This is a genomic window from Clostridiales bacterium FE2011, from assembly GCA_017569305.1.
Classification (GTDB): domain Bacteria; phylum Bacillota; class Clostridia; order Christensenellales; family Aristaeellaceae; genus Aristaeella.
The window spans coordinates 1,869,180-1,889,227 of record CP069418.1 but is presented as its reverse complement, the minus strand read 5'-3'; the positions used below and the strand labels follow the sequence as shown (position 1 = coordinate 1,889,227).

At 57.8% G+C, this 20,048-nt stretch carries 15 protein-coding genes; 5 read left to right on the top strand and 10 right to left on the bottom strand.

Annotated features, from left to right (window positions below; translation table 11 throughout):
• Positions 1 to 95: 95 nt before the first annotated feature.
• The 7 genes from uvrA to JRC49_08500 form a co-directional block, all read right to left on the bottom strand.
• A complete protein-coding gene (gene uvrA, locus JRC49_08530; GenBank protein QTE69858.1) occupies positions 96 to 2,918 on the bottom strand; it encodes an excinuclease ABC subunit UvrA in 2,823 nt (940 codons plus the stop codon).
• A gap of 48 nt (positions 2,919 to 2,966) precedes the next feature.
• Positions 2,967 to 4,079, bottom strand: a complete 1,113-nt coding sequence (locus tag JRC49_08525) for a diguanylate cyclase (GenBank protein ID QTE69857.1) — start codon at positions 4,077 to 4,079, stop codon at positions 2,967 to 2,969.
• Positions 4,080 to 4,114: 35 nt separating this feature from the next.
• The gene (gene tsaD, locus JRC49_08520) at positions 4,115 to 5,182 is read right to left on the bottom strand and encodes a tRNA (adenosine(37)-N6)-threonylcarbamoyltransferase complex transferase subunit TsaD (GenBank protein ID QTE69856.1); all 1,068 of its coding nucleotides are present in this window, start codon (positions 5,180 to 5,182) and stop codon (positions 4,115 to 4,117) included.
• 57 nt (positions 5,183 to 5,239) lie between these two features.
• Entirely contained in the window at positions 5,240 to 5,962 is a 723-nt protein-coding gene (locus tag JRC49_08515; protein QTE69855.1) for a DUF1461 domain-containing protein, read from the bottom strand.
• Positions 5,963 to 5,985: 23 nt separating this feature from the next.
• Positions 5,986 to 7,092: a peptide chain release factor 2 gene (gene prfB / locus JRC49_08510; protein QTE69854.1), complete on the bottom strand. Its 1,107-nt coding sequence runs from the start codon at positions 7,090 to 7,092 to the stop codon at positions 5,986 to 5,988.
• A gap of 199 nt (positions 7,093 to 7,291) precedes the next feature.
• Positions 7,292 to 9,994 carry a preprotein translocase subunit SecA gene (secA, locus tag JRC49_08505; GenBank protein QTE69853.1) on the bottom strand — a complete coding sequence of 901 codons (2,703 nt, stop codon included), beginning with the start codon at positions 9,992 to 9,994 and terminating at the stop codon, positions 7,292 to 7,294.
• Between the two features lie 163 nt (positions 9,995 to 10,157).
• On the bottom strand, positions 10,158 to 12,134 hold the full coding sequence (locus tag JRC49_08500; GenBank protein ID QTE69852.1) for a hypothetical protein: 1,977 nt from the start codon (positions 12,132 to 12,134) through the stop codon (positions 10,158 to 10,160).
• A gap of 239 nt (positions 12,135 to 12,373) precedes the next feature.
• Here JRC49_08500 and JRC49_08495 point away from each other — a divergent pair, with 239 nt between their 5' ends.
• From JRC49_08495 to JRC49_08475, 5 genes are all read left to right on the top strand, one after another.
• Complete coding sequence (locus JRC49_08495; GenBank protein QTE69851.1) at positions 12,374 to 13,504, top strand: ABC transporter substrate-binding protein; 1,131 nt, start codon at positions 12,374 to 12,376, stop codon at positions 13,502 to 13,504.
• Positions 13,505 to 13,625: 121 nt separating this feature from the next.
• Entirely contained in the window at positions 13,626 to 14,504 is an 879-nt protein-coding gene (locus JRC49_08490; protein ID QTE69850.1) for a branched-chain amino acid ABC transporter permease, read from the top strand.
• Positions 14,505 to 14,514: 10 nt separating this feature from the next.
• The gene (locus JRC49_08485; GenBank protein ID QTE69849.1) at positions 14,515 to 15,597 is read left to right on the top strand and encodes a branched-chain amino acid ABC transporter permease; all 1,083 of its coding nucleotides are present in this window, start codon (positions 14,515 to 14,517) and stop codon (positions 15,595 to 15,597) included.
• Positions 15,594 to 16,457 carry an ABC transporter ATP-binding protein gene (locus tag JRC49_08480; protein QTE69848.1) on the top strand — a complete coding sequence of 288 codons (864 nt, stop codon included), beginning with the start codon at positions 15,594 to 15,596 and terminating at the stop codon, positions 16,455 to 16,457. Before JRC49_08485 ends, JRC49_08480 begins: the two co-directional genes overlap by 4 nt.
• Before the next feature lie 26 nt (positions 16,458 to 16,483).
• Positions 16,484 to 17,185, top strand: coding sequence for an ABC transporter ATP-binding protein (locus JRC49_08475; GenBank protein QTE72849.1), 702 nt, complete (start codon positions 16,484 to 16,486; stop codon positions 17,183 to 17,185).
• A gap of 48 nt (positions 17,186 to 17,233) precedes the next feature.
• Here JRC49_08475 and JRC49_08470 read toward each other — a convergent pair whose 3' ends face one another.
• The 3 genes from JRC49_08470 to JRC49_08460 form a co-directional block, all read right to left on the bottom strand.
• Positions 17,234 to 18,058, bottom strand: a complete 825-nt coding sequence (locus JRC49_08470; GenBank protein QTE69847.1) for a hypothetical protein — start codon at positions 18,056 to 18,058, stop codon at positions 17,234 to 17,236.
• A 140-nt stretch (positions 18,059 to 18,198) separates the two neighbouring features.
• On the bottom strand, positions 18,199 to 19,524 hold the full coding sequence (locus JRC49_08465) for a leucine-rich repeat domain-containing protein (protein QTE69846.1): 1,326 nt from the start codon (positions 19,522 to 19,524) through the stop codon (positions 18,199 to 18,201).
• The gene (locus JRC49_08460) at positions 19,514 to 20,035 is read right to left on the bottom strand and encodes a sigma-70 family RNA polymerase sigma factor (GenBank protein ID QTE69845.1); all 522 of its coding nucleotides are present in this window, start codon (positions 20,033 to 20,035) and stop codon (positions 19,514 to 19,516) included. The genes JRC49_08465 and JRC49_08460 overlap by 11 nt, the downstream gene beginning before the upstream one ends.
• Positions 20,036 to 20,048: the final 13 nt, after the last annotated feature.

Here is a 20,048-nt window from a genome sequence, read left to right as displayed (position 1 = left end):
CGTATATGCATGCTCAGAAAGCATTTATTCCTGCATGCCCATTGTATCTTTCCGAACCGTACCTGTCAATGTATATAGCGTTCTCACGCTGACCGTCAAAGCACCTTTTTCAGGTATTCCCCGGTATAGGATCCCTTTACCGCAGCCACCTGTTCCGGAGTGCCTTCCGCCACGACGGTACCGCCGCCGCTGCCGCCTTCCGGACCCAGGTCAATGATATGATCCGATACCTTGATCACATCCAGGTTATGCTCGATGACCAGCACCGAGTTTCCGGCGTCCGTCAGCCGCTGAAGCACCTGGATCAGCCGGTCCACGTCCGCCATATGGAGGCCGGTGGTCGGCTCATCCAGCAGGTAAATGGTTTTACCGGTCGCCCTGCGGCTCAGCTCTGTCGCCAGCTTCACGCGCTGGGCTTCACCGCCGGAGAGCGTGGTGGAGGCCTGGCCCAGCTTCATGTAGCCAAGGCCCACGTCATACAGGGTTTCCAGCTTGCGGGTGATCTGGGGATGGTTTTCGAAGAAGCCGAGGGCTTCCTCCACCGTCATATCCAGCACTTCACTGATATTCTTTCCCTGCCAGGTGACTTCCAGGGTCTCCCGGTTATACCGGCGGCCGTGGCAGACGTCACAGGGAACATACAGATCCGGCAGGAAGTGCATCTCAATCCGCTTCATACCGTCTCCCTGGCAGGCCTCGCAGCGGCCGCCCTTGACGTTGAAGGAGAAACGGTTTTCCTTATAGCCCCTGGCCTTGGCTTCCGGGCTGAGGGCAAACAGCTTGCGGATCAGGTCAAACAGGCCGGTATAGGTGGCCGGATTGCTCCGGGGCGTCCGGCCGATGGGGCTCTGGTCGATCATGATGATCTTGTCCAGCAGCTCCAGGCCCTCCATGCTTTCGAAGCGGCCGGGACGCGTCTTGGCCCGGTTCAGCTTCCTGGCAAGGTTCTTATAGATAATCTCATTGACGAGGCTGCTCTTGCCGCTGCCGCTGACACCCGTCACGCAGGTGAGCACGCCCAGCGGAACCCGCACGTCAATATGCTTCAGGTTGTGTTCTTCCGCACCCCGGACCGTCAGCCAGCCCGTGGGCTTCCGCCGTTTCGTCGGTACCGGAATTACCTTTTTCCCGCTCAGGTACTGACCGGTCAGGCTTTCCGGGCAGGCGCGGATATCATCCGCCGTGCCTTCCGCCACAATATAGCCTCCGTGCAGTCCCGCGCCGGGACCCACGTCCACAATCCAGTCCGCGGCCAGCATGGTTTCCTCATCATGCTCAACCACAATCACGGTGTTGCCCAGGTCCCGCATCCTGCGGAGCGTCGCGATCAGTTTCGCGTTATCCCGCTGGTGCAGGCCGATGCTGGGTTCATCCAGAATATACATAACCCCCATCAGGGCGCTGCCGATCTGGGTCGCCAGGCGGATGCGCTGCGCTTCGCCGCCGGAAAGCGTACCCGCGCCGCGGCTGAGGGTCAGGTACTCCAGGCCCACGTCGCACAGGAAGCCCAGCCGGGCGTCAATCTCCTTCAGGATCTGTGCCGCAATAATCCGGTCATTCCCGCTCAGCTCCAGGTTCGCGAAGAACTCCCTGGCCTGCTGGATGCTCATATCGCTGACTTCCGGCAGGCTCTTTCCGCCCACGGTTACCGCCCGGGCTTCCGCCTTCAGGCGCTGCCCGCCGCATTCCGGACAGGTTTCCTCCGCCATGTATTCCTCATAGGCCTGCTTCATGGCGTCTGAGGTGGTTTCCTTGTAGCGCCGCTCAAGCGTGGGGATGATCCCCTCAAAGCTGGTGGTATATTCCCGCATGCCGCGGGCGCCTTCATAGGTAATGCTGATCTTTTCATCCCCGGTGCCGTACAGCAGGGCGTCCATGCCCTCGCCGTTGATCTCCTCCAGGGGCGTATCCAGCGTAAAGCCGTACTTCTTTCCCATGGCGCCGAAGTATTGAGCCGCAATGCCGTTATCTTCCGCGGCATTGAAACCCATCAGGTTCATGGCGCCTTCCCGCAGGGTCACCCGCTCATCCGGGAAAATCGCCTCCCGGCTGATCTTCATCCGGATGCCCAGGCCGCTGCAGGCCGGGCAGGCGCCGTACGGGCTGTTGAAGGAGAACATCCGGGGCTCCAGTTCCTCTATGGACACGCCGCAGTCCGGACAGGCATAGTTCATGCTGTACAGCGTTTCGCCCTTATCCATACAGTCGATGATCACCAGTCCAGCGCCCCGCACGGAAGCGGTTTCCACGTCCTCCGCCAGGCGGTGGCGGAACTCATCCGTATCCCGGCGGATCAGGCGGTCCACCACAATCTCAATGGTATGCTTTTTCTTTTTGTCCAGCTCCGGAGTGTCCTCCAGGTCATACATTTCCCCGTCAATCCGCACACGGACATAACCGCTCTTGCGGGCGGAAGAAAGCAGATCCTTATGCTCCCCCTTGCGTCCGCGGACCAGCGGGCTGAGCACCTGCATCCGGGTCCCCTCCGGCGCGGCGCAGACCGCGTCCACGATTTCATCCACAGACTGCTTCCGGATCTCCCGGCCGCAGACCGGGCAGTGCGGCACACCGATCCGCGCCCAGAGCAGGCGCAGATAGTCGTGCACCTCTGTCACGGTGCCAACCGTGGAACGGGGATTCCGCCCCGTTGTTTTCTGGTCAATGGAAATCGCCGGGCTCAGGCCTTCAATGGCGTCCACGTCCGGTTTGTCCATCTGGCCGAGGAACTGCCGGGCATAGCTGGTCAGGCTCTCCACATAGCGGCGCTGGCCTTCCGCGTATATCGTGTCGAAGGCCAGCGAGCTTTTGCCGCTGCCGCTCAGTCCCGTAATCACAGTCAGCTTATCTCTCGGTATTTGAAGAGAAATGTTCTTCAGGTTGTGCTCACGGGCACCCCTGATCTTCAGAAATTCATTCATGTTTCCCTGTTTCCTGTATATCTTTCAGTCCGTTTGTCCCCGCAGGGCTTACTCCTGTCCGGAGCTTTCCACGGCTTCCCTGTGATGTTTCATTTCTTCTGTATAGAACATCGCTTTGTTTCCGCCGGCATTCTTGGCGGTATACATGGCAATGTCCGCCGCGCGGTACAGATCGTCGTAGGATCGTTCAACCATATCCGTCATCACGATCCCGACGCTGGCTGCCACACGGACAGCGTTTTCACCGGAGCCCACCGTACGGCTGATCTTCTGCACCATCTGTTCGGAACGCTCCAGCACCCATTCCTTGCCGGGAGCGCTCTTCAGATAAATGACGAATTCGTCTCCGCCCAGACGGCTCAGCACGTCAGAGTTGCGGAACATCGCCTTCATATCCGCGGCCACTTCAATCAGTACCTTGTCGCCCATCTGATGGCCCAGCTTGTCATTCACGCTTTTGAAGCCATCCAGGTCCAGCAGCATCATCACGCCGTGTTCATCGGTCTTCAGATGCTCTTCGATCTCCTTCTGCGCTGCCACCCGGGCCGTCAGGCCGGTCAGCAGGTCTGTCTCGGCGGCGCGACGGCTTTCTTCCCTGCCGGTGATCAGCACCACCCTGGCCCGGTTCAGCGTATAGATCGTAATCAGGCTGATCACCAGATACAGGACGGTAAACGCACTGTGAAGCGAATCCTGGACGCCGGCCTGCGCCCGCCAGGAAATCTCCAGTGCGACATAGCCCACAAGCTGAAGCGCACCGATGCGCCAGGCATAGTCAAACATGAATCCGCCCACGATCAGGTGAATACCGATCCAGAAAACATCTGTATCATAACTGACCGCCGACCAGATTGCTGCCGCATACACCGTAATCCCCAGGAGATATCCCGTGATCAGCAGTGACGCGTTCGAGGAAGTTTTGCGGTAGGCACAGACCGCCGCGAGAATCCCGGCAAGCAGCACGCCCAGGAGGAAATACACACCGCCGTGAACCTGGTGGGTCGCATATCCGAAGAAGATCACCGGCGGTGCTCCGATAACAGCAATCGCGCTGATTACACGCAGAGAGCCCCGGTTACTTTTCCCTACAGCATCTGCGTATTTCCTGAATACGTCCAGCTGATATCCATACTGGTTCCAGAATTTCAGCCTTTCCCTCATTGCTGTACACTACCTTCCGGTCTCTCTGTGTCTTCTTATACCAACCTGAGTGCGGGCATGGCATTCAGATCCAGCCCCGCCAGTTCTCCGTTCCTCAGCCTGTAATATGCCGCGCTGCCAATCATGGCTCCGTTATCCGTGCACAGATGCAGCTCCGGCATGAACAGGGAAATCTTCAGATCCTCACACATGGCCGCGGCCATCCGCCGCAGCTCCCGGTTGGCTGATACGCCGCCTGCCAGCGCAAACCCGTTGTAGCCGTCCCGTCCCCGTTCCTCCAGGAGCAGCCTGGCCTTGGCCGTCAGTTCCCGGCAGACCGCCCGGCGGAAGCTGGCTGCCAGGTCCGCCTTCGGCAGGGTTTCTCCCCGCTGTTCCAGCGTATGCACCGTATTCATGAAGGCAGTCTTCAGTCCGCTGAAACTGTAGTCATACCGCCCGTCCGTTTTCGGACTGGGCAGGGTAAACGCTTCCGGATCGCCTTCTTCCGCCAGCTTGTCAATCCGCGGCCCGCCCGGATAAGGCAGTCCCAGCGCCCGGGCAGCCTTGTCAAAAGCCTCTCCCGCCGCGTCGTCCACCGTCTGGCCCAGCAGGCGGTAAGTTCCGTAATCCGATACCTCCACCAGATGGCTGTGACCGCCGGATACCACCAGGCACAGGAAAGGCGGTTCAAGGTCCGGATGGCTCAGGTAATTCGCGCTCACGTGACCTTCAATATGATTGACGCCCACCAGCGGTTTCCCCGCCGCAAAAGCCAGTCCCTTCATGCAGTTGACGCCGGTCAGCAGCGCGCCGACCAGTCCCGGTCCCTTTGTGACCGCCAGGGCGTCCACTTCCTGCAGGCTCATGCCTGCTTCCCGCAGTGCCTGGTCCACGACCCGGTCGCAGGCTTCCATATGGGCCCGGCTGGCAATCTCCGGCACCACACCGCCATAGAGTTCGTGCAGGTCGATCTGGCTGAACACCACATTGCTCAGGATCTTCCGGCCGTTCTCAATTACGGCTGCCGCGGTTTCATCGCAGCTGGTCTCCAGGGAGAGGATGCGGACGGTTTCCTTGTTCTTCAGCTCCTCAGCCTGCAGGCGCGATTTCAATTCATAATTCATCATTCACAATTCATAATGAGAATGCGTCTTTCTCATTATCTTTCCTCGTTCTCTATCCTAAACGCAATCATTGCTCTGGAGTTGTCCGTTTCCGTTATTACTTCTTATTTCTGCATGATGTATGCATTTTCCTGTACAAAAAAGCACAAATCCTGCAGCAAGAATCCAAATCATAATCCGGATACCCAGCGAAACAAAGAAATGGACCGGCATCAGCCGGATCAGCAGGTCCGTCCGTGGGTCCAGGAGCCAGCCCTCATTGGTAAAGGCCACCCGGTGGAACGTAATAAACAGGCCGTCAAAATTCACCAGCGCCCATACCGCGATACCGGCAACCAGCACCCCTGCCGCGCAAAGCCCTGTCAGCATTCCGCCGGCAAATGCTTTCCAACTCCGAAGCAGGATGCCGATGCCGGCCAGCAGCAGTGCCGCCGCACCGGTGATCCACCGCAGCGTTCCTGCCAGGCCGATCAGTCCCCGGCAGTCCGCCATATGGTCCGCTTCATGCGCCTGAAAGCCGATATATCCGCGGTCGTCCGCGTCCGTCCAGATATACTGGAAGTTCTCTTCCTGTCCGGTCAGGTAGGCGGCTGTCATCCGCCCGACTCCCGGGTATTCCTTCTCCGGAAGACCCGTTGTTTCCGGCGGCGCATGACGGAGCATCTCCCGCGAAAGCAGATCTCCGTCCCCGGCAATACCGTACACCGCTGCCGCCAGCGTAAACAGGATCACTGCCCATACAAGCAGGAATCCGCACAGCCGGGCGGCAGCGGTTTTCATGAATCCATGGTTCATTGGTTTGATTACTGCATCTTCAGGTATGCAGTGACAAAGCCTTCCAGGTTTCCGTTCATCACGTCGTCAATGTTGCCGCTCTCGTAGTTGGTGCGGTGATCCTTGACCATGGTATAGGGCTGGAATACGTAGGAGCGGATCTGGCTGCCCCATTCGATCTTCTTCATCTCGCCCTTGATGTCCGCCATCTGCTGTTCCTTTTCACGTTCCTTCAGTTCCAGCAGCTTGGCCTTCAGCATTTTCATACAGGTGGCACGGTTCTGCACCTGGTCACGTTCAGTCTGGCAGGCAACCACGATAGTCACGTCGTCCTTGACGTACGTCATACGAACAGCGGAACTGGTCTTGTTAACGTTCTGTCCGCCGGCGCCGGAAGAATGGTAGGTATCCACCCGCACATACTTCATATCAACCTTGATTTCGTCGCCGTCATCCTCAATCATCGGCGCCACGTCCAGGCTGGAGAAACTGGTATGCCGCCGGGCGTTGGCGTCGAAGGGGCTGATGCGCACCAGCCGGTGCACGCCCTTCTCTCCGCGGAGATAACCGTAGGCATGATCCCCGCTGACCTCAAAGGTCACGCTCTTGATGCCCGCCTCGTCTCCATCCAGCAGGTCCAGCAGCTTCACCTCAAAGCCCATCCGCTCACAATAGCGGGTGTACATCCGGTAAAGCATCTGGGTCCAGTCCTGGGCCTCGGTTCCGCCGGCTCCGGCGTGAAGGCTCAGCACGGCGTCATTGTCGTCATAGTCGCCCCGCATCAGGGTTTCCAGCTCCAGCGCGTCCGCCTTTTCCTTCAGGCTGGCCAGTTCCGTACCGATCTCCTGGACCATTTCCTCGTCGTTTTCTTCCTTGGCCAGCTCCATCATCGTATCGATATCATCGGCAGTGCTCAGCAGGCCTTCATAATGAGCCAGCTTGTTCTTCAGGTGGCCCAGCTTCTGGTTCACCCGGGTGGAGCGCTCTGTATCGTTCCAGAATTCCGGCTGGTTCATTTCCTCGGTCAGCTCATCGATCTGCTCTTTCATATGATCGATATGCAGCGCCTCTCCGGCAGCCAGGATGCTCTTCCGGATCCCCGTAATATCCTGTGCGTATTGTTCAAGTTCCAACATAATTTACACCTCCGGCAAAAATCAATTCATAATTCAGAATTCAGAATTCAGAATTATGAGTGTCTTTCCTGATAACAGCAGTTCCTGTCTACCTTCTTGTATTCCACATATGAATAATCCCCTGTTCTCCGTGTTTGTCCGGATATCGCACAATTCATTATGAATTATGAATTGTGAATTATGAATTCAAAATGAGGCGTCAGCCTTCATTTTTCAGCATGCAGCAGTTCTTGTACTTTTTGCCGCTGCCGCAGGGGCAGGGATCGTTCCGGCCGATCTTTTCAGAGGGCTTGACCCTTCTCGGCTGCCGGGGACCGTCGCCGGCCATCCGGGCTTCGGTGGGCTTTGCGGTCTGCACCCGTTCCGGCGTGACCTCCACCTTGGTCTGGTAGACCCGGCGAACCGTATCCTCCCGGATCAGGTGGTTCAGTTCCTCAAACATATGGCCGGATTCAATCTGGTATTCCGTAACGGGATTCTTGCCGCTGTACGCACGGTATCCGATACCGTCCCGCAGCTGATCCATGGCGTCGATATGATCCATCCAGCGGGTGTCCACGCTGCGCAGCAGCATAACCCGCTCCAGCTCACGCATATCCACATGGATGCTGTCCATGAGCTGCTCCCGCTCTTCATAGAACTTCCGGGCATCTTCCTTCAGGGCTTCGATGAAAGCATTCCGGTCTTCCTGCTCCATGGCAATGGCGCGGTTGGCTTCCAGCGCGCCGTGATGGCAGCACAGGTTTTCCAGGTAGTTGGTGGCTTCCTTCCACTCCCATTCAGCAGGTTCTTCCCCGTTCATCCAGCGTCCTGCCGCAAAGTCGATCACATGATCCGTCATGCGCTGGATGCTGTCCCGCACATTCTCGCCCATGAGCACCCGGCGGCGCTGTCCGTAGATGATTCCGCGCTGGCGGTTCATCACGTCGTCATACTCCAGCACGTGCTTACGGGTCTCATAGTTCCGGCTTTCAATCCGCTTCTGGGCGTTCTCAATCTGCTTGGTCAGCAGGCCGGCAGTCAGCGGTTCGTCATCCTTCAGCCCCAGCCGGTCCACCATGACGCCGATCCGTTCGCTGCCGAACAGGCGCATCAGGTCATCCTCCAGGCTGATAAAGAACTGGGTGGAACCCGGGTCGCCCTGACGGGCGCAGCGGCCGCGCAGCTGGTTGTCAATCCGGCGGCTTTCATGGCGTTCCGTACCAATGATATGCAGGCCGCCGGTCTGCAGCACCCGCTCGTGCTCCCGGTCCGTATCCACCTTGAAGCGCTCATAGTGCTCCTGATAGCGCTTCCGCGCTTCCAACACCTCGTCACTCACATGCTCGTTGTGGCCGACGGCTTCCTCGATGATCTCCTCGTCCACACCCTCCTGCCGGAGCGCGCGGCGGGCCAGGTAATCGGGGTTGCCGCCCAGGGAAATATCGGTACCGCGGCCGGCCATGTTGGTGGCGATGGTCACAGCGCCCCAGTGACCGGCCTGGGCCACGATTTCAGCTTCCTTGGCGTGGTTCTTCGCGTTCAGCACTTCATGGGGAATGCCCTTGCGCTTCAGCATGTCGCTGAGCAGTTCGCTGACTTCCACGCTGATGGTACCGACCAGCAGCGGTTGTCCCTTGGCGTGGTATTCCTCAATGCTCGCCACAACCGCGTTGTATTTTGCAGCCTTGTTCTTGTAGACCATGTCTTCCTGGTCCACACGGATATTCGGCCGGTTGGTGGGGATCTCCACAACATCCAGCGCGTAGATGCCCTGGAATTCCGTTTCTTCCGTCTTCGCCGTACCGGTCATACCGGACAGCTTCTTGTACATACGGAAATAGTTCTGGAAGGTGATGGTGGCCAGGGTCTTGCTTTCCCGCTCCACCTTCACATGCTCCTTGGCCTCAATGGCCTGGTGCAAACCCTCGGAGTAGCGGCGGCCGATCATCAGGCGGCCGGTGAATTCATCCACGATGATAACCTGGCCGTTCTGCACCACATAGTCCACATCCCGCTTCATCAGGTTATGGGCACGCAGGGCGCAGTGCACATGGTGGTTCAGCTCGCTGTTGTCCGGATCGTTGATGTTCTCGATGCCAAAGGCTTTTTCCACCTTCTGGGCGCCTTCATCCGTCAGGGTAACGACCTTTTTCTTTTCTTCCACTTCAAAGTGGACGCCGGGCTTCATGGTGCGGATGACCGCGTCCACCCGGTCATAGAGCTCCGTGCTCTTCTCACCCTGGCCGGAGATGATCAGCGGCGTACGGGCTTCATCGATCAGGATGGAGTCAACTTCGTCCACGATGGCGAAAGCGTGGCCCCGCTGCACCAGGTTGTCCTGGCGGATGACCATGTTGTCCCGCAGGTAGTCAAAGCCCAGCTCGTTATTCGTTCCGTAGGTAATATCGCAGGCATAGGCCGCACGGCGTTCTTCCGGCTCCAGGTCGTGCACGATCAGGCCGACGCTCAGGCCCAGGAAGCGGTACACCTTGCCCATCCACTCACTGTCGCGGCGGGCCAGGTAGTCGTTCACCGTCACCACATGGACGCCTTCGCCGCACAGGGCGTTCAGGTAAGCCGGCATGGTGGCCACCAGGGTTTTACCTTCACCGGTTTTCATTTCCGCGATCCGGCCCTGGTGCAGCACGATGCCGCCCAGCACCTGTACCCGGAAGGGGCGCATTCCCAGCACGCGGTCCGCAGCCTCGCGGACGGTGGCAAAAGCTTCCGGGAGAATGTCGTCTTCGGTTTCGCCGTTCTGCAGCCGCTGTCTGAATTCAGCGGTCTTCGCCTGCAGCTGTTCATCGGTCAGCGCGCGGTATTCCTCCTCCAGCGCCATGACCGCCTGTACGGGTTTTTCCAGTTTCTTTAACTGGGCATCGTTTCCCGATCCCATGATCTTCTTCAAAAAATCAAGCATTGATAACTCCTTCACTGCCCGTTCAAACGGGCAAAGCATTACAGGTTAGTATACCACCTCCAGCCCTTGTGACGCAAGCTTGTCCCACCGCATTTTCCCTGTTCCAGGGCGCACAAAAAAAGCCGGAGCCTTTTACAGCTCCGGCATGTTCAGCTTTTTATCCTTATTCCTGTTTGCGGCCCCGGCGGCGGCGTGTTCCAACCGCTTCTTCCGCGGCCTTTTTCACTTCCTCAACCGCTTCCTCAGCCGTTTCGGCAGCTGCTTCAGCCGTTTCAGCCACTGCTTCTTTTGCTTCTTCAGCCGCTTCCTCAACGGTTTCGGTTACGACTTCCGCCGCTTCCTCCGTCTTGTCGGAATACAGCTTGCGGAGGGTTTCGGCCATCAGCTCACTGCTCTGGACCGTGTTCTCCACTTCTTCCTTCGCCTCGGGCTTTTCCTCCTCGGCAGCAGGCTTTTCTTCTTCGGTTCCGCCGTTGGAGATCTCACTCCGCTTGCCGCGCTTCGGCGCCGTGCTGTAATCACGGTAGTTGGCGCCGTCCAGATGGTCCATGGCCTTCTTGGATTCGCTCCGGCTCTTACCGCGGCGAACCGCACCGATCAGCAGCAGGATCAGCAGGATACCGGCAACCGCCGCGAAGATCCACTTGGCTCCGTCAGCCAGCGTTTCCGCCTGGCCCAGCCATTCGGGTTCGGGCTGGTCGGTCGGCAGCGGCTCTTCCGCGGGCTTGGGCGGTGTCACCTGCGGCGGCTCGGTCGGCGCAGGCGTCTGCTCCACATAATTGATGACAATATCGTTGCTGTTGAAGGTCAGCACCTGGTCCAGCTGGTCCTTGCAGGAAGCAACAAACCGGAAGGTGCCGGAAGTCATTTTGTCAGTCAGGTTGGCGTCCACATCCCGGATAAAGGAGGCGCTCTGTCCGGCGGGAATGCTGGCAAAGCTGTAGAGCGTGACGTCTCCGGACTTGACGGAGATGTTCTTCACTTCCACGGCGCTGTCATTATGTACGGTCACGGAGAAACGGACGGTGCCGGGACGCTTGTAGATCACGTCGCGGTCAGCCTCAGCTTCCACCCTCAGGGCAATCAGCTGTGACGGATCCATGGCGGTAATCTTGATCCGGCCGGTGGCTGTTTCCACGCCCTTGCCGGTGCTCTCATCCGCCTTGACGGTGAACTGCAGCTCCTGGGTTTCGGTCACGGTCACTTCTTTTTCCAGGGTAAGGTCTTTGCCGGCCTTCACTTCCTGGTTTTCAAACACGGTGCCCAGGATCGGGTCCGTTACGGTCACGTTGGTAAAGTCCAGCGTGCCGGAATTCTTCAGCGTCAGGGTCAGCTTGACGGTATCGCCGGGCGCTCCGCCCTTCTTGTCCGCCTTCAGCGTGGCGGAAAGCTTCACTTCACCGTACTTGATCGTGGTGCTTTCAACCTTCTTGGTGTAGCTTTTGCCGCCGGCCTTGAAGGAGATAGTCGCCGCGCTGGTAATATCCTTTGTCCCCATGGTGGTGGTAAAGGTATAGTTTTCCGTCGCGCCGACAGCAATGGATGCGATGGTTCCGGACTTGGCGGAAACACCGGCATTCTCCTTGATGTTCACGGAGGTAACTTCCACGTCGCCGGAGTTGGTCACCTCATAGGTAACGCTGACTTCCTGTCCCTTCTGGGCGGTGGTGGGCGTAATCGTCCTCTTGACGGTAATCTGCGGATCAGTGCCGAGATTGGTTACGTCCTTGGAGAAATTCAGCTTGTGAGCCTTCAGGGTGGGTTCTCCGTCATCGCCGGCCGGGCCGTCATAGGCGGAATACCGTACGGAGAAGGTCACCTTGCCGGCGTCCAGCTCTTCCTGGGTCACATCCCAGTCGCCGGTCCAGCGCTTGCTCTTTCCGACAGAAAGCGTCGGGGAACCGAAGTCCTCGATCTTGCTGCCGTCCGGAAAATACAGCGTCACCGGGGCAGGCAGATCCCCGTCCCCGATATTGGTTACCGTGATGGAAACAGTGATTGTTTCCGGTCCGGATAATTTATATTTGCTGAATTCCATGGAGACCTTGATTGGTCTATCCGCTGCCAGCGCAACAGACGCGCAGAGTAAAACCAGCACGACCCCCAGCGCCAGTGCAAGGAATAAACGTTTCCTGTTCATATTGTCTCGGAGCGTAGAACTCCTTCCTCCTTCCCCCGCCGGAAAACCCGCCGGACGTGTCAATATGGATGGATACAGGATATCTACAATATTTTATCGGGAAAGCTCAGGACTGTCAAGAATACAAAGAACGAACAAAAAACAGGCTTTCTGTGCTTTACTCGCCAAAAATCTAGTGTATAATGTTCGATACAAAGTAAAGGCGCTTTGTTACATTAGTATATAAGGAGGAAACCCACATGAAGAAGCTTATCGCTATGGTCCTCGCCCTTATGCTGGCACTGTCTGTCTGCTCCGCCTTTGCTGAAGAGGCAGTCACCCTGAAGATTGCCCATATCGGACCGACCACCGGTGCCGCCGCCCTGTACGGCCTGGCCACCCAGCACGGTGCCGAAATCGCCGTGGATGAAATCAATGCCGCAGGCGGCAAATTCACCATTGAACTGATTAACGAAGATGATGAGCACAACGTTGAAAAGGTTATCAACGCCTACAACGCCGCGCTGGACGCTGGTGCTCAGATGATCCTGGGATCCACCACCTCCAAGCCCTGCGAAGCCGCCGGTGCCCAGGGATACACCGACCGTGTATTCTTCCTGACCCCCTCCGCTTCCTCCACCGCTGTTATCGAGGATAAGGACAACGTCTTCCAGGTTTGCTTCACCGACCCGAACCAGGGCTCCGCTTCCGCGCAGTACATTGCCGATCACAAGCTGGGCACCAAGGTCGCCGTGATCTACAACAACGCCGACGTATACTCCACCGGTATCCGCGACACCTTCGTGAAGACGGGCGCTGAGCTGGGTCTGGAAATCGTCAGCGAAGAAACCTTCACCGATGAAACCACGGACTTCACCGTTCAGGTTGGCAAGGCCCAGGAAGCCGGCGCTGAAATCGTCTTCCTGCCCATGTACTACACCCCCGCTTCCCTGATCCTGAAGACCGCTGCCGACAAGAACTACAAGCCGATCTTCTTCGGCGTGGACGGCATGGACGGCATCCTGAGCGTGGAAGGCTTCGACACCTCCCTGGCGGAAGGCGTCATGCTGCTGACCCCCTTCGTTGCCACCTCTGAAGACGAGAAGGTCAAGAGCTTCGTTGCCAAGTATCAGGAGAAGTTCAACGAGACCCCCATCCAGTTCGCGGCGGATGCTTATGACGGCATCTATATCCTGGTTGCTGCCGCTGAAAAAGCCGGCATCACCTCCGATATGGCTCCCGAAGATGCCTGCGACCTGCTGATTGAGGCTATGAAGGAAATCGAAGTTACCGGTCTGACCGGCACCATGACCTGGGACGAGTCCGGCGCTGTTACCAAGACGCCTATGGCTGCTACCATCGTCAACGGTGTGTACGTCTTCGAAGACTGATTCCCCGGTCACCTTTTCGCGAACCGGTCCTCTTCTGGACCGGTTTCGCTTGTTCTGGCCCATTCCGAAATCCGTATCTGAACCTTTTACCAGTACTCTTTCCTGAGAGGAAAATATCTGTATGATTTTTCTGGATAATCTGATTAACGGCCTCAGCCTGGGCAGCATCTATGCCATCATCGCCCTGGGCTATACCATGGTCTACGGCATCGCCAAGATGCTGAACTTCGCCCATGGCGATGTCATCATGGTCGGCGCCTATATCGCTTTCTGCGGCCTGCAGTACTGGGGCATCCCCCCGGTCCTCGCGTTCCTGCTGGCCATGCTGGTCTGCACCATCCTGGGCATCACCATCGAAGGGCTGGCTTACCGGCCCCTCCGCCAGGCTACGTCCCTGGCGGTGCTGATCACCGCCATCGGCATGAGCTACCTGCTGCAGAACATCGCGCTGATGATCTGGGGCGCCAACCCCAAGTCCTTCCCCACCACCTTCATCAACAGCACTTCGCTGCACCTGGGGAAGATCAACATTTCCTCCGCAACCCTGATCACCATCCTGGTCAGCATCGTCATCATGGTCTTGCTGACCCTGTTTACCTCCAAAACCAAGCTGGGCAAAGCCATGCGCTGTGTTTCGGAGGACCGGGGTGCGGCTGAACTGATGGGCATCAATGTGAACCGGACCATTTCCCTCACCTTTGCCATCGGTTCCGCGCTGGCTGCCATCGCCGGCATCCTGCTGTGCTCCTCCTATCCCATCCTGCAGCCCACCACCGGTTCCATGCCGGGTATCAAAGCCTTCACCGCCGCCGTATTCGGCGGAATCGGCTCCATCCCCGGCGCCATGCTGGGCGGCGTACTGCTTGGAATCATCGAGATTTTCGGCAAAGCCTATATTTCAACCGAGCTGGGAGACGCCATCGTCTTCGCCGTGCTGATCATCGTGCTGCTGTTCAAGCCGGCCGGACTGCTGGGCAAGCCCATGCGTGAGAAAGTGTGAGGTGAGGAAAATGACAAAAGCAAAACGCAAACGCCTCATCTACAACCTGATCACCTTCGCTCTGGTCATCGGTGCTTTCCTGATCCTCCAGAACATGATCGCCACCAAATCAATCAGCCGTTCCCTGAAGGGACAGCTGGTTCCGATCTGCTCCTGGATCGTGATGGCCGTTTCCCTGAACCTGGTCATCGGCTTCTCCGGAGAATTAAGCCTCGGCCATGCCGGCTTCATGAGCATCGGTGCCTATACGGGCGCCATCGTCAGCGGTTGGCTCCTGGCTGCCTTTGATATGCAGGATACCACCCTGCGGCTTGTTCTGGCCATTGTGGCCGGCGGCATCCTTGCCGGTATTTTCGGCGTGCTGATCGGCATTCCCGTTCTCCGGCTCCGGGGCGACTACCTGGCCATCGTTACCCTGGCCTTCGGTGAAATCATCCGGAACCTGGTGAACGTTCTGTATGTGGGGACTGCCGACGGGAAACTGCGGTTCTCCTTCCTGAACAAGAACCTGCCCGAGAACGTCACCATGCTGGTGGACGGCGCCAAGGGCGCGGTCAAGATCAAGCCGATTTCCACCTTCACCGTGGGCTTTGTCCTGATCATGATCACCCTGATTGTGGTGCTGAACCTGGTCAACTCCCGCGCCGGCCGTGCCATCCAGGCTACCCGGGACAACCGGATCGCCGCCGAATCCATGGGCGTTTCCGTGACCCGCTACAAGATGATGGCTTTCGTGACCGCGGCGGTGCTGGCCGGCATGGCAGGCGCCCTCTACGGACTGAACTCCTCCACCGTGGTTCCCACGCAGTTCACCTTCAACCAGTCCATCAACGTGCTGGTCTTCGTGGTGCTGGGCGGCCTGGGCAATGTACTGGGCTCCATCATCTCCGCCACCTTCCTGACCGTGCTGCCGGAAGTCCTGCGTGAGTTCGCGGATTACCGCATGCTGGTATACGCGGTGGTGCTGATCCTGGTGATGATCTTCACCAACAACCCGACCACCCGCGCGATCGCCAACCGGCTTTTCGCGCCGATCAAAAATCTGTTCCACGGAAAACACAAGGAATCCGTCGGAGGAGGTGACGCCAAATGACAGAGGTTAAGAGACATCGTTCCGATACCAAAATGGTTCCGGTTCCTTCTCATTCCATCGTTCCGGAGCGGGACATCAATGAGATCCCGGTGCTGGAAACCCGTCATCTGGGCATTGAGTTCGGCGGCCTGAAAGCCGTGGACGACTTCAACATCACCATCGGTAAAACCGAAATCGCCGGCCTGATCGGCCCCAACGGCGCTGGCAAGACCACGGTCTTCAACCTGCTGACCAAGGTGTACGAGCCCACCAGCGGCGCCGTGCTCATCGACGGCAAGGACCTGCACGGCATGAGCATCGTACAGGCTTCCCGGCTGGGCATCGCCCGTACCTTCCAGAACATCCGCCTGTTTGACAAGATGACTGTGGAAGAGAACGTGCGCATCGGCCTGCACAACCAGATCAAATATGATATGTTCAGCGGCATCCTGCGGCTGCCCCGTTACTGGAAGCAGGAAAAGCGCCAGCATGAGCGGGCCATGGAGCTGCTCGACATCTTCGGCATGCAGGACCTGGCGGATGAAGTATCCGGCAGCCTGCCCTACGGCGCCCAGCGCCGCCTGGAGATTGTCCGCGCCCTGGCCACAGACCCGAAGCTGCTGCTGCTGGACGAGCCTGCCGCGGGCATGAACCCCCATGAAACAGAAGAACTGATGGAGAATATCGCCAAGATCCGGGATCAGTTCCAGATCGCAATTCTCCTGATCGAGCATGACATGAGCCTGGTCATGGGCGTGTGCGAAGGCATCTGCGTCCTGAACTTCGGCAAGATCATCGCCAAAGGTACAGCCGATGAAATCCAGGCCAACCCGGACGTCATCGAAGCCTACCTGGGCAAAAAGAGGGAGGGCGGAAAATGAGCGAAATCAAAAATCAGGATCTGCCCCTGCTGAAGGTCAAGGACCTGCATGTATATTACGGCGCCATCCATGCGGTAAAGGGCATCAGCCTGGAAGTGCATGAGGGCGAAATCGTAACCCTGATTGGCGCCAACGGTGCCGGAAAGTCCACCACCCTGAATACCATTGCCGGACTGCTGAAACCCCGTCAGGGCTCCATTGTTCTGGGCGGCGTCCCCGTGGACGGCACCGGCGCCTCCAAAATGGTTTTCAAGGGCCTCAGCCTTTGTCCCGAAGGCCGGCGCATTTTCCAGCACATGACCGTACGGGAAAACCTGGAGATGGGCGCCTACAGCCGTCCCAATGAAGAAATCGAAGCCTCCCTGGAGGACGTGTTCCGCCGTTTCCCCCGCCTGAAAGAGCGGGAAAAGCAGATCGGCGGCACCCTGTCCGGCGGTGAGCAGCAGATGCTGGCCATGGCCCGCGCACTGATGAGCAAGCCGAAGCTGATGATGCTGGACGAGCCTTCCATGGGTCTCGCCCCGATCCTGGTGGACCAGATCTTCGATATCATCCAGGAGCTGCATGAATCCGGCGTAACCATCCTGCTGGTGGAACAGAACGCCCAGATGGCGCTTTCCGTGGCGGACCGCGCCTATGTGCTGGAGACCGGCCGGATCGCCATGTCCGGCGACGCCTCCGAACTCCTGCAGAACGACGACGTCCAGAAAGCTTACCTCGGAAACTGAAAAAAAGATACAGAAAGACCCTGCCGCGGCAGGGTCTTTTTATATGTCTTAGTTCTGCTCCGTATCATCCACAGGCGGAGCGTCAAACAGGGTATCCATGCTCAGCTGTCCGGGGGAATCCTCCGGGCCCGGATCCGGGGTATACCTCGGCCGGGAAACCGTGCGCCGTGTCCGCTGTTCCGCGGGAATCACCAGGGAGGACGGCAGCTTCACCTTCCGCTTCTTGCCCAGCTTTTCCCGGGTTATGCTCATCACATCATCCCAGATAAAGGGCGTGCAGGCCGCAGCGATCCGTACCCACCAAGCCGGCGCGTAATACAGGATCATACACTTCTCCGGCCACAGCTGCACCCGGGCAACATCCTTCCACGCCAGGTGCTTTTCACTCAGCTTCAGCACAAGGCCGCTGCTTCCCTGGGCAGCGTTCCGCATCTGCGCCGGGGAGCGCAGCCGGGCAATCAGCTTGACCGGCGTGGGATTGGGCAGGTAGTGGATTTCATGAATCCCGCGGTTGTCCGCCACAAAGTCCGCCAGCTCTTTTCCCTGCAGGAGCAGAGCAGCAAACACCAGCAGCACAATCGCCCCCAGTAGGCTCAGCAGCACTGCCGGAAAGCCGGAAACCAGCATCTTCTCAACCGCGGCGACGCCACCGGAGATCCCCTCCGCCGCCAGCACCAGCAGCAGGATAAACAGCGCCGCAGGCAGGAGCACCCGCATCAGCGCGTTCCAGCACATCCAGTCCTTCACCGGGGTACGCTCCACGCACCAGGCAGCATGAGCCGCGTTTTTCCCCAGGCGGCTGCCGCAGAAGGGGCAGATTTCCCCCGCGTCCACTTCCCTGGCGCATTTCTTGCAATAGGCTGTCAGTGCCATTCTTTCCTCTCCGTTCCGGTTGATACAGATATTGTATCCTTTCCCGGTACGGTTTTCAAGGCGAACAAAAACACATCTTCAGCCCGTGAAAAAACCGGCTGTACCGCAGCACAGCCGGTCGGATTCCCCAAAGAATACCTTCAGCGCTTTGTGTATTTAATTCCGTTCTCCTCACAGTACTGCATCGCGGCGGAACCGTCAGATACAACGCAGAGCAGCTCATCACAGCCGCCGAAAGCATCCCTTCCGATGGAAGCCAGGCTGTCCGGCAGGGAAAGAATGGACAGGCTTCCGCAATTGTAGAACGCCCTGCTGCCGATGCTTGTCAACCCTTCCGGAAGGACAACGGTTTTCAGGCTGGTGCAGCCGTTGAAGGTGCCGTTTTCAATTGCCGTCACCTTTTCCGGAATCACCACGGACTTCAGGCTTTTACAGCCATTGAACGCTCCGTTTTCCAAAGAAACCAGCTCTTCCGGCAGGACGACCGATTCCAGGGCAGAACAATCTTTGAAGGCCCTGTTTCCGACAACGGTCACACCCTTCGGAATTTCAATCTGTTTCAGGCTTGAGCAGCTGTTGAACATTTCCTGTCCAAGCTCCGTGATCCCCTTCGGAAGCACAATTTCCTCCAGGCCGGTACAGGCGGAGAACGCCCCGCCTTCCAGGGTAGTGACGCTGTCCGGAATGACGATGGACTTCAGGCTTTTGCAGCCGTTGAACACACCGGACTGGATTGTTTCCACGCCCTCCTCAAATGTAACGGAAGCCAGGCTGGTGCATTCCATAAAGGCATTCCACTCAATAGTCCGCAGGCTTGAGGGAAAAGTGACCTCTGTCAGGACAGGATTGTACGCAAAGCCGTAGAACCCAATTGTTGTCAGGGTTTCCGGAAGGTGGACGGCAGCAAGTGCATTCACCGAACTCAGTGCATCATCCGCAAGCGCAACTACGGTATATTCTCCCACCTTTTCCGGAATATCCAGGATATAAGGGTCTTTCCGCGAAACAAAGTAAACTCCAGACAGTACCGCCGTTTTATCGTCCCGCAGCGTGTAGACCAGCCCGTCCATCCGGCATTGCAGCGTCCCGTCTTCTTTCCGGATGGTTTGAATACCGTTCAGTTTAACCTCTGTCCCGGGCGTTTCTTCAGCGGTTTCCCGCTCTGCCCCTTCGGACAGGACTGTTTCCATCGGCTGCACCGTATAACGGCTGTCTGTACTGAGCCGGTCCGGCTGGCTGAACAGTTCCCATTTTTTGTTTCCCGCAAAAAACCACACGCACACCAGCACCACTGCTGCCGCCGCGATCACGGGAATCCGGAGCGGAATCCGTTTCCGTTCCGGCGTTTTTGTTTTTTCGATCTTCCGCTCTATCTCCGGAAGCACGGAAGGCTGCAAATCAATCCCGGAGAGGCACTGATCAAAGGTTTCACGGATCATCTGATCCCTTTTTTCTTCATTCTTCATAGGATGCTCCTTCTTCCAGATTCATCTTCATCCGGTCATAGGCCTGATGCAGTCTTTTGGAAACCGCCATCGGGGAAAGATGCAGCAGATCGGCAATTTCCTGGTTGCTGAAGCCCTGCTGGTACTTCAGCAGGATGACTTCACGGTTTTTGACCGGAAGCTTCATAATGGCAGTCATCAGGTCCATATGCACTACGTCAGGGGGCGGAACAGACAGCGGAAGGGAATCGGCTGAAACGGCCTGCCGGCCGATCCTGAACCAGGCGGACCGGCGGAAATCCTTACAGGTGTTGATCACAATCCGGGTCAGCCAGGTTTTTTCAGACGCGCCGCCCTGATAGGAATCCAGGAATCGGTAAGCCTTCAGGAAGCTTTCCTGAAGGGCGTCACGGGCCAGTTCCATATCCCGCAGGTATACGAAACACAGCTTCAGCATGTCTTTTTCATACAGAAGCACCAGGCTGCTCAGCCGTTCCCTGCGGGTGTCTTCCGCCTCCCTGAATTCCTGCATCCGTTCTCAACCT

What these genes read in the sequence shown, in the direction of transcription:
- secA (QTE69853.1), bottom strand. Translation starts at nt 9,994, where the DNA reads ATGCTTGATTTTTTGAAGAAGATCATGGGATCGGGAAACGATGCCCAG.
- JRC49_08460 (QTE69845.1), bottom strand. Translation starts at nt 20,035, where the DNA reads ATGCAGGAATTCAGGGAGGCGGAAGACACCCGCAGGGAACGGCTGAGC.
- JRC49_08515 (QTE69855.1), bottom strand. Translation starts at nt 5,962, where the DNA reads ATGAAAACCGCTGCCGCCCGGCTGTGCGGATTCCTGCTTGTATGGGCA.
- JRC49_08525 (QTE69857.1), bottom strand. Translation starts at nt 4,079, where the DNA reads ATGAGGGAAAGGCTGAAATTCTGGAACCAGTATGGATATCAGCTGGAC.
- JRC49_08495 (QTE69851.1), top strand. Translation starts at nt 12,374, where the DNA reads ATGAAGAAGCTTATCGCTATGGTCCTCGCCCTTATGCTGGCACTGTCT.
- prfB (QTE69854.1), bottom strand. Translation starts at nt 7,092, where the DNA reads ATGTTGGAACTTGAACAATACGCACAGGATATTACGGGGATCCGGAAG.
- JRC49_08480 (QTE69848.1), top strand. Translation starts at nt 15,594, where the DNA reads ATGACAGAGGTTAAGAGACATCGTTCCGATACCAAAATGGTTCCGGTT.
- JRC49_08465 (QTE69846.1), bottom strand. Translation starts at nt 19,524, where the DNA reads ATGAAGAATGAAGAAAAAAGGGATCAGATGATCCGTGAAACCTTTGAT.
- JRC49_08470 (QTE69847.1), bottom strand. Translation starts at nt 18,058, where the DNA reads ATGGCACTGACAGCCTATTGCAAGAAATGCGCCAGGGAAGTGGACGCG.
- tsaD (QTE69856.1), bottom strand. Translation starts at nt 5,182, where the DNA reads ATGAATTATGAATTGAAATCGCGCCTGCAGGCTGAGGAGCTGAAGAAC.
- JRC49_08485 (QTE69849.1), top strand. Translation starts at nt 14,515, where the DNA reads ATGACAAAAGCAAAACGCAAACGCCTCATCTACAACCTGATCACCTTC.
- JRC49_08490 (QTE69850.1), top strand. Translation starts at nt 13,626, where the DNA reads ATGATTTTTCTGGATAATCTGATTAACGGCCTCAGCCTGGGCAGCATC.
- uvrA (QTE69858.1), bottom strand. Translation starts at nt 2,918, where the DNA reads ATGAATGAATTTCTGAAGATCAGGGGTGCCCGTGAGCACAACCTGAAG.
- JRC49_08500 (QTE69852.1), bottom strand. Translation starts at nt 12,134, where the DNA reads ATGAACAGGAAACGTTTATTCCTTGCACTGGCGCTGGGGGTCGTGCTG.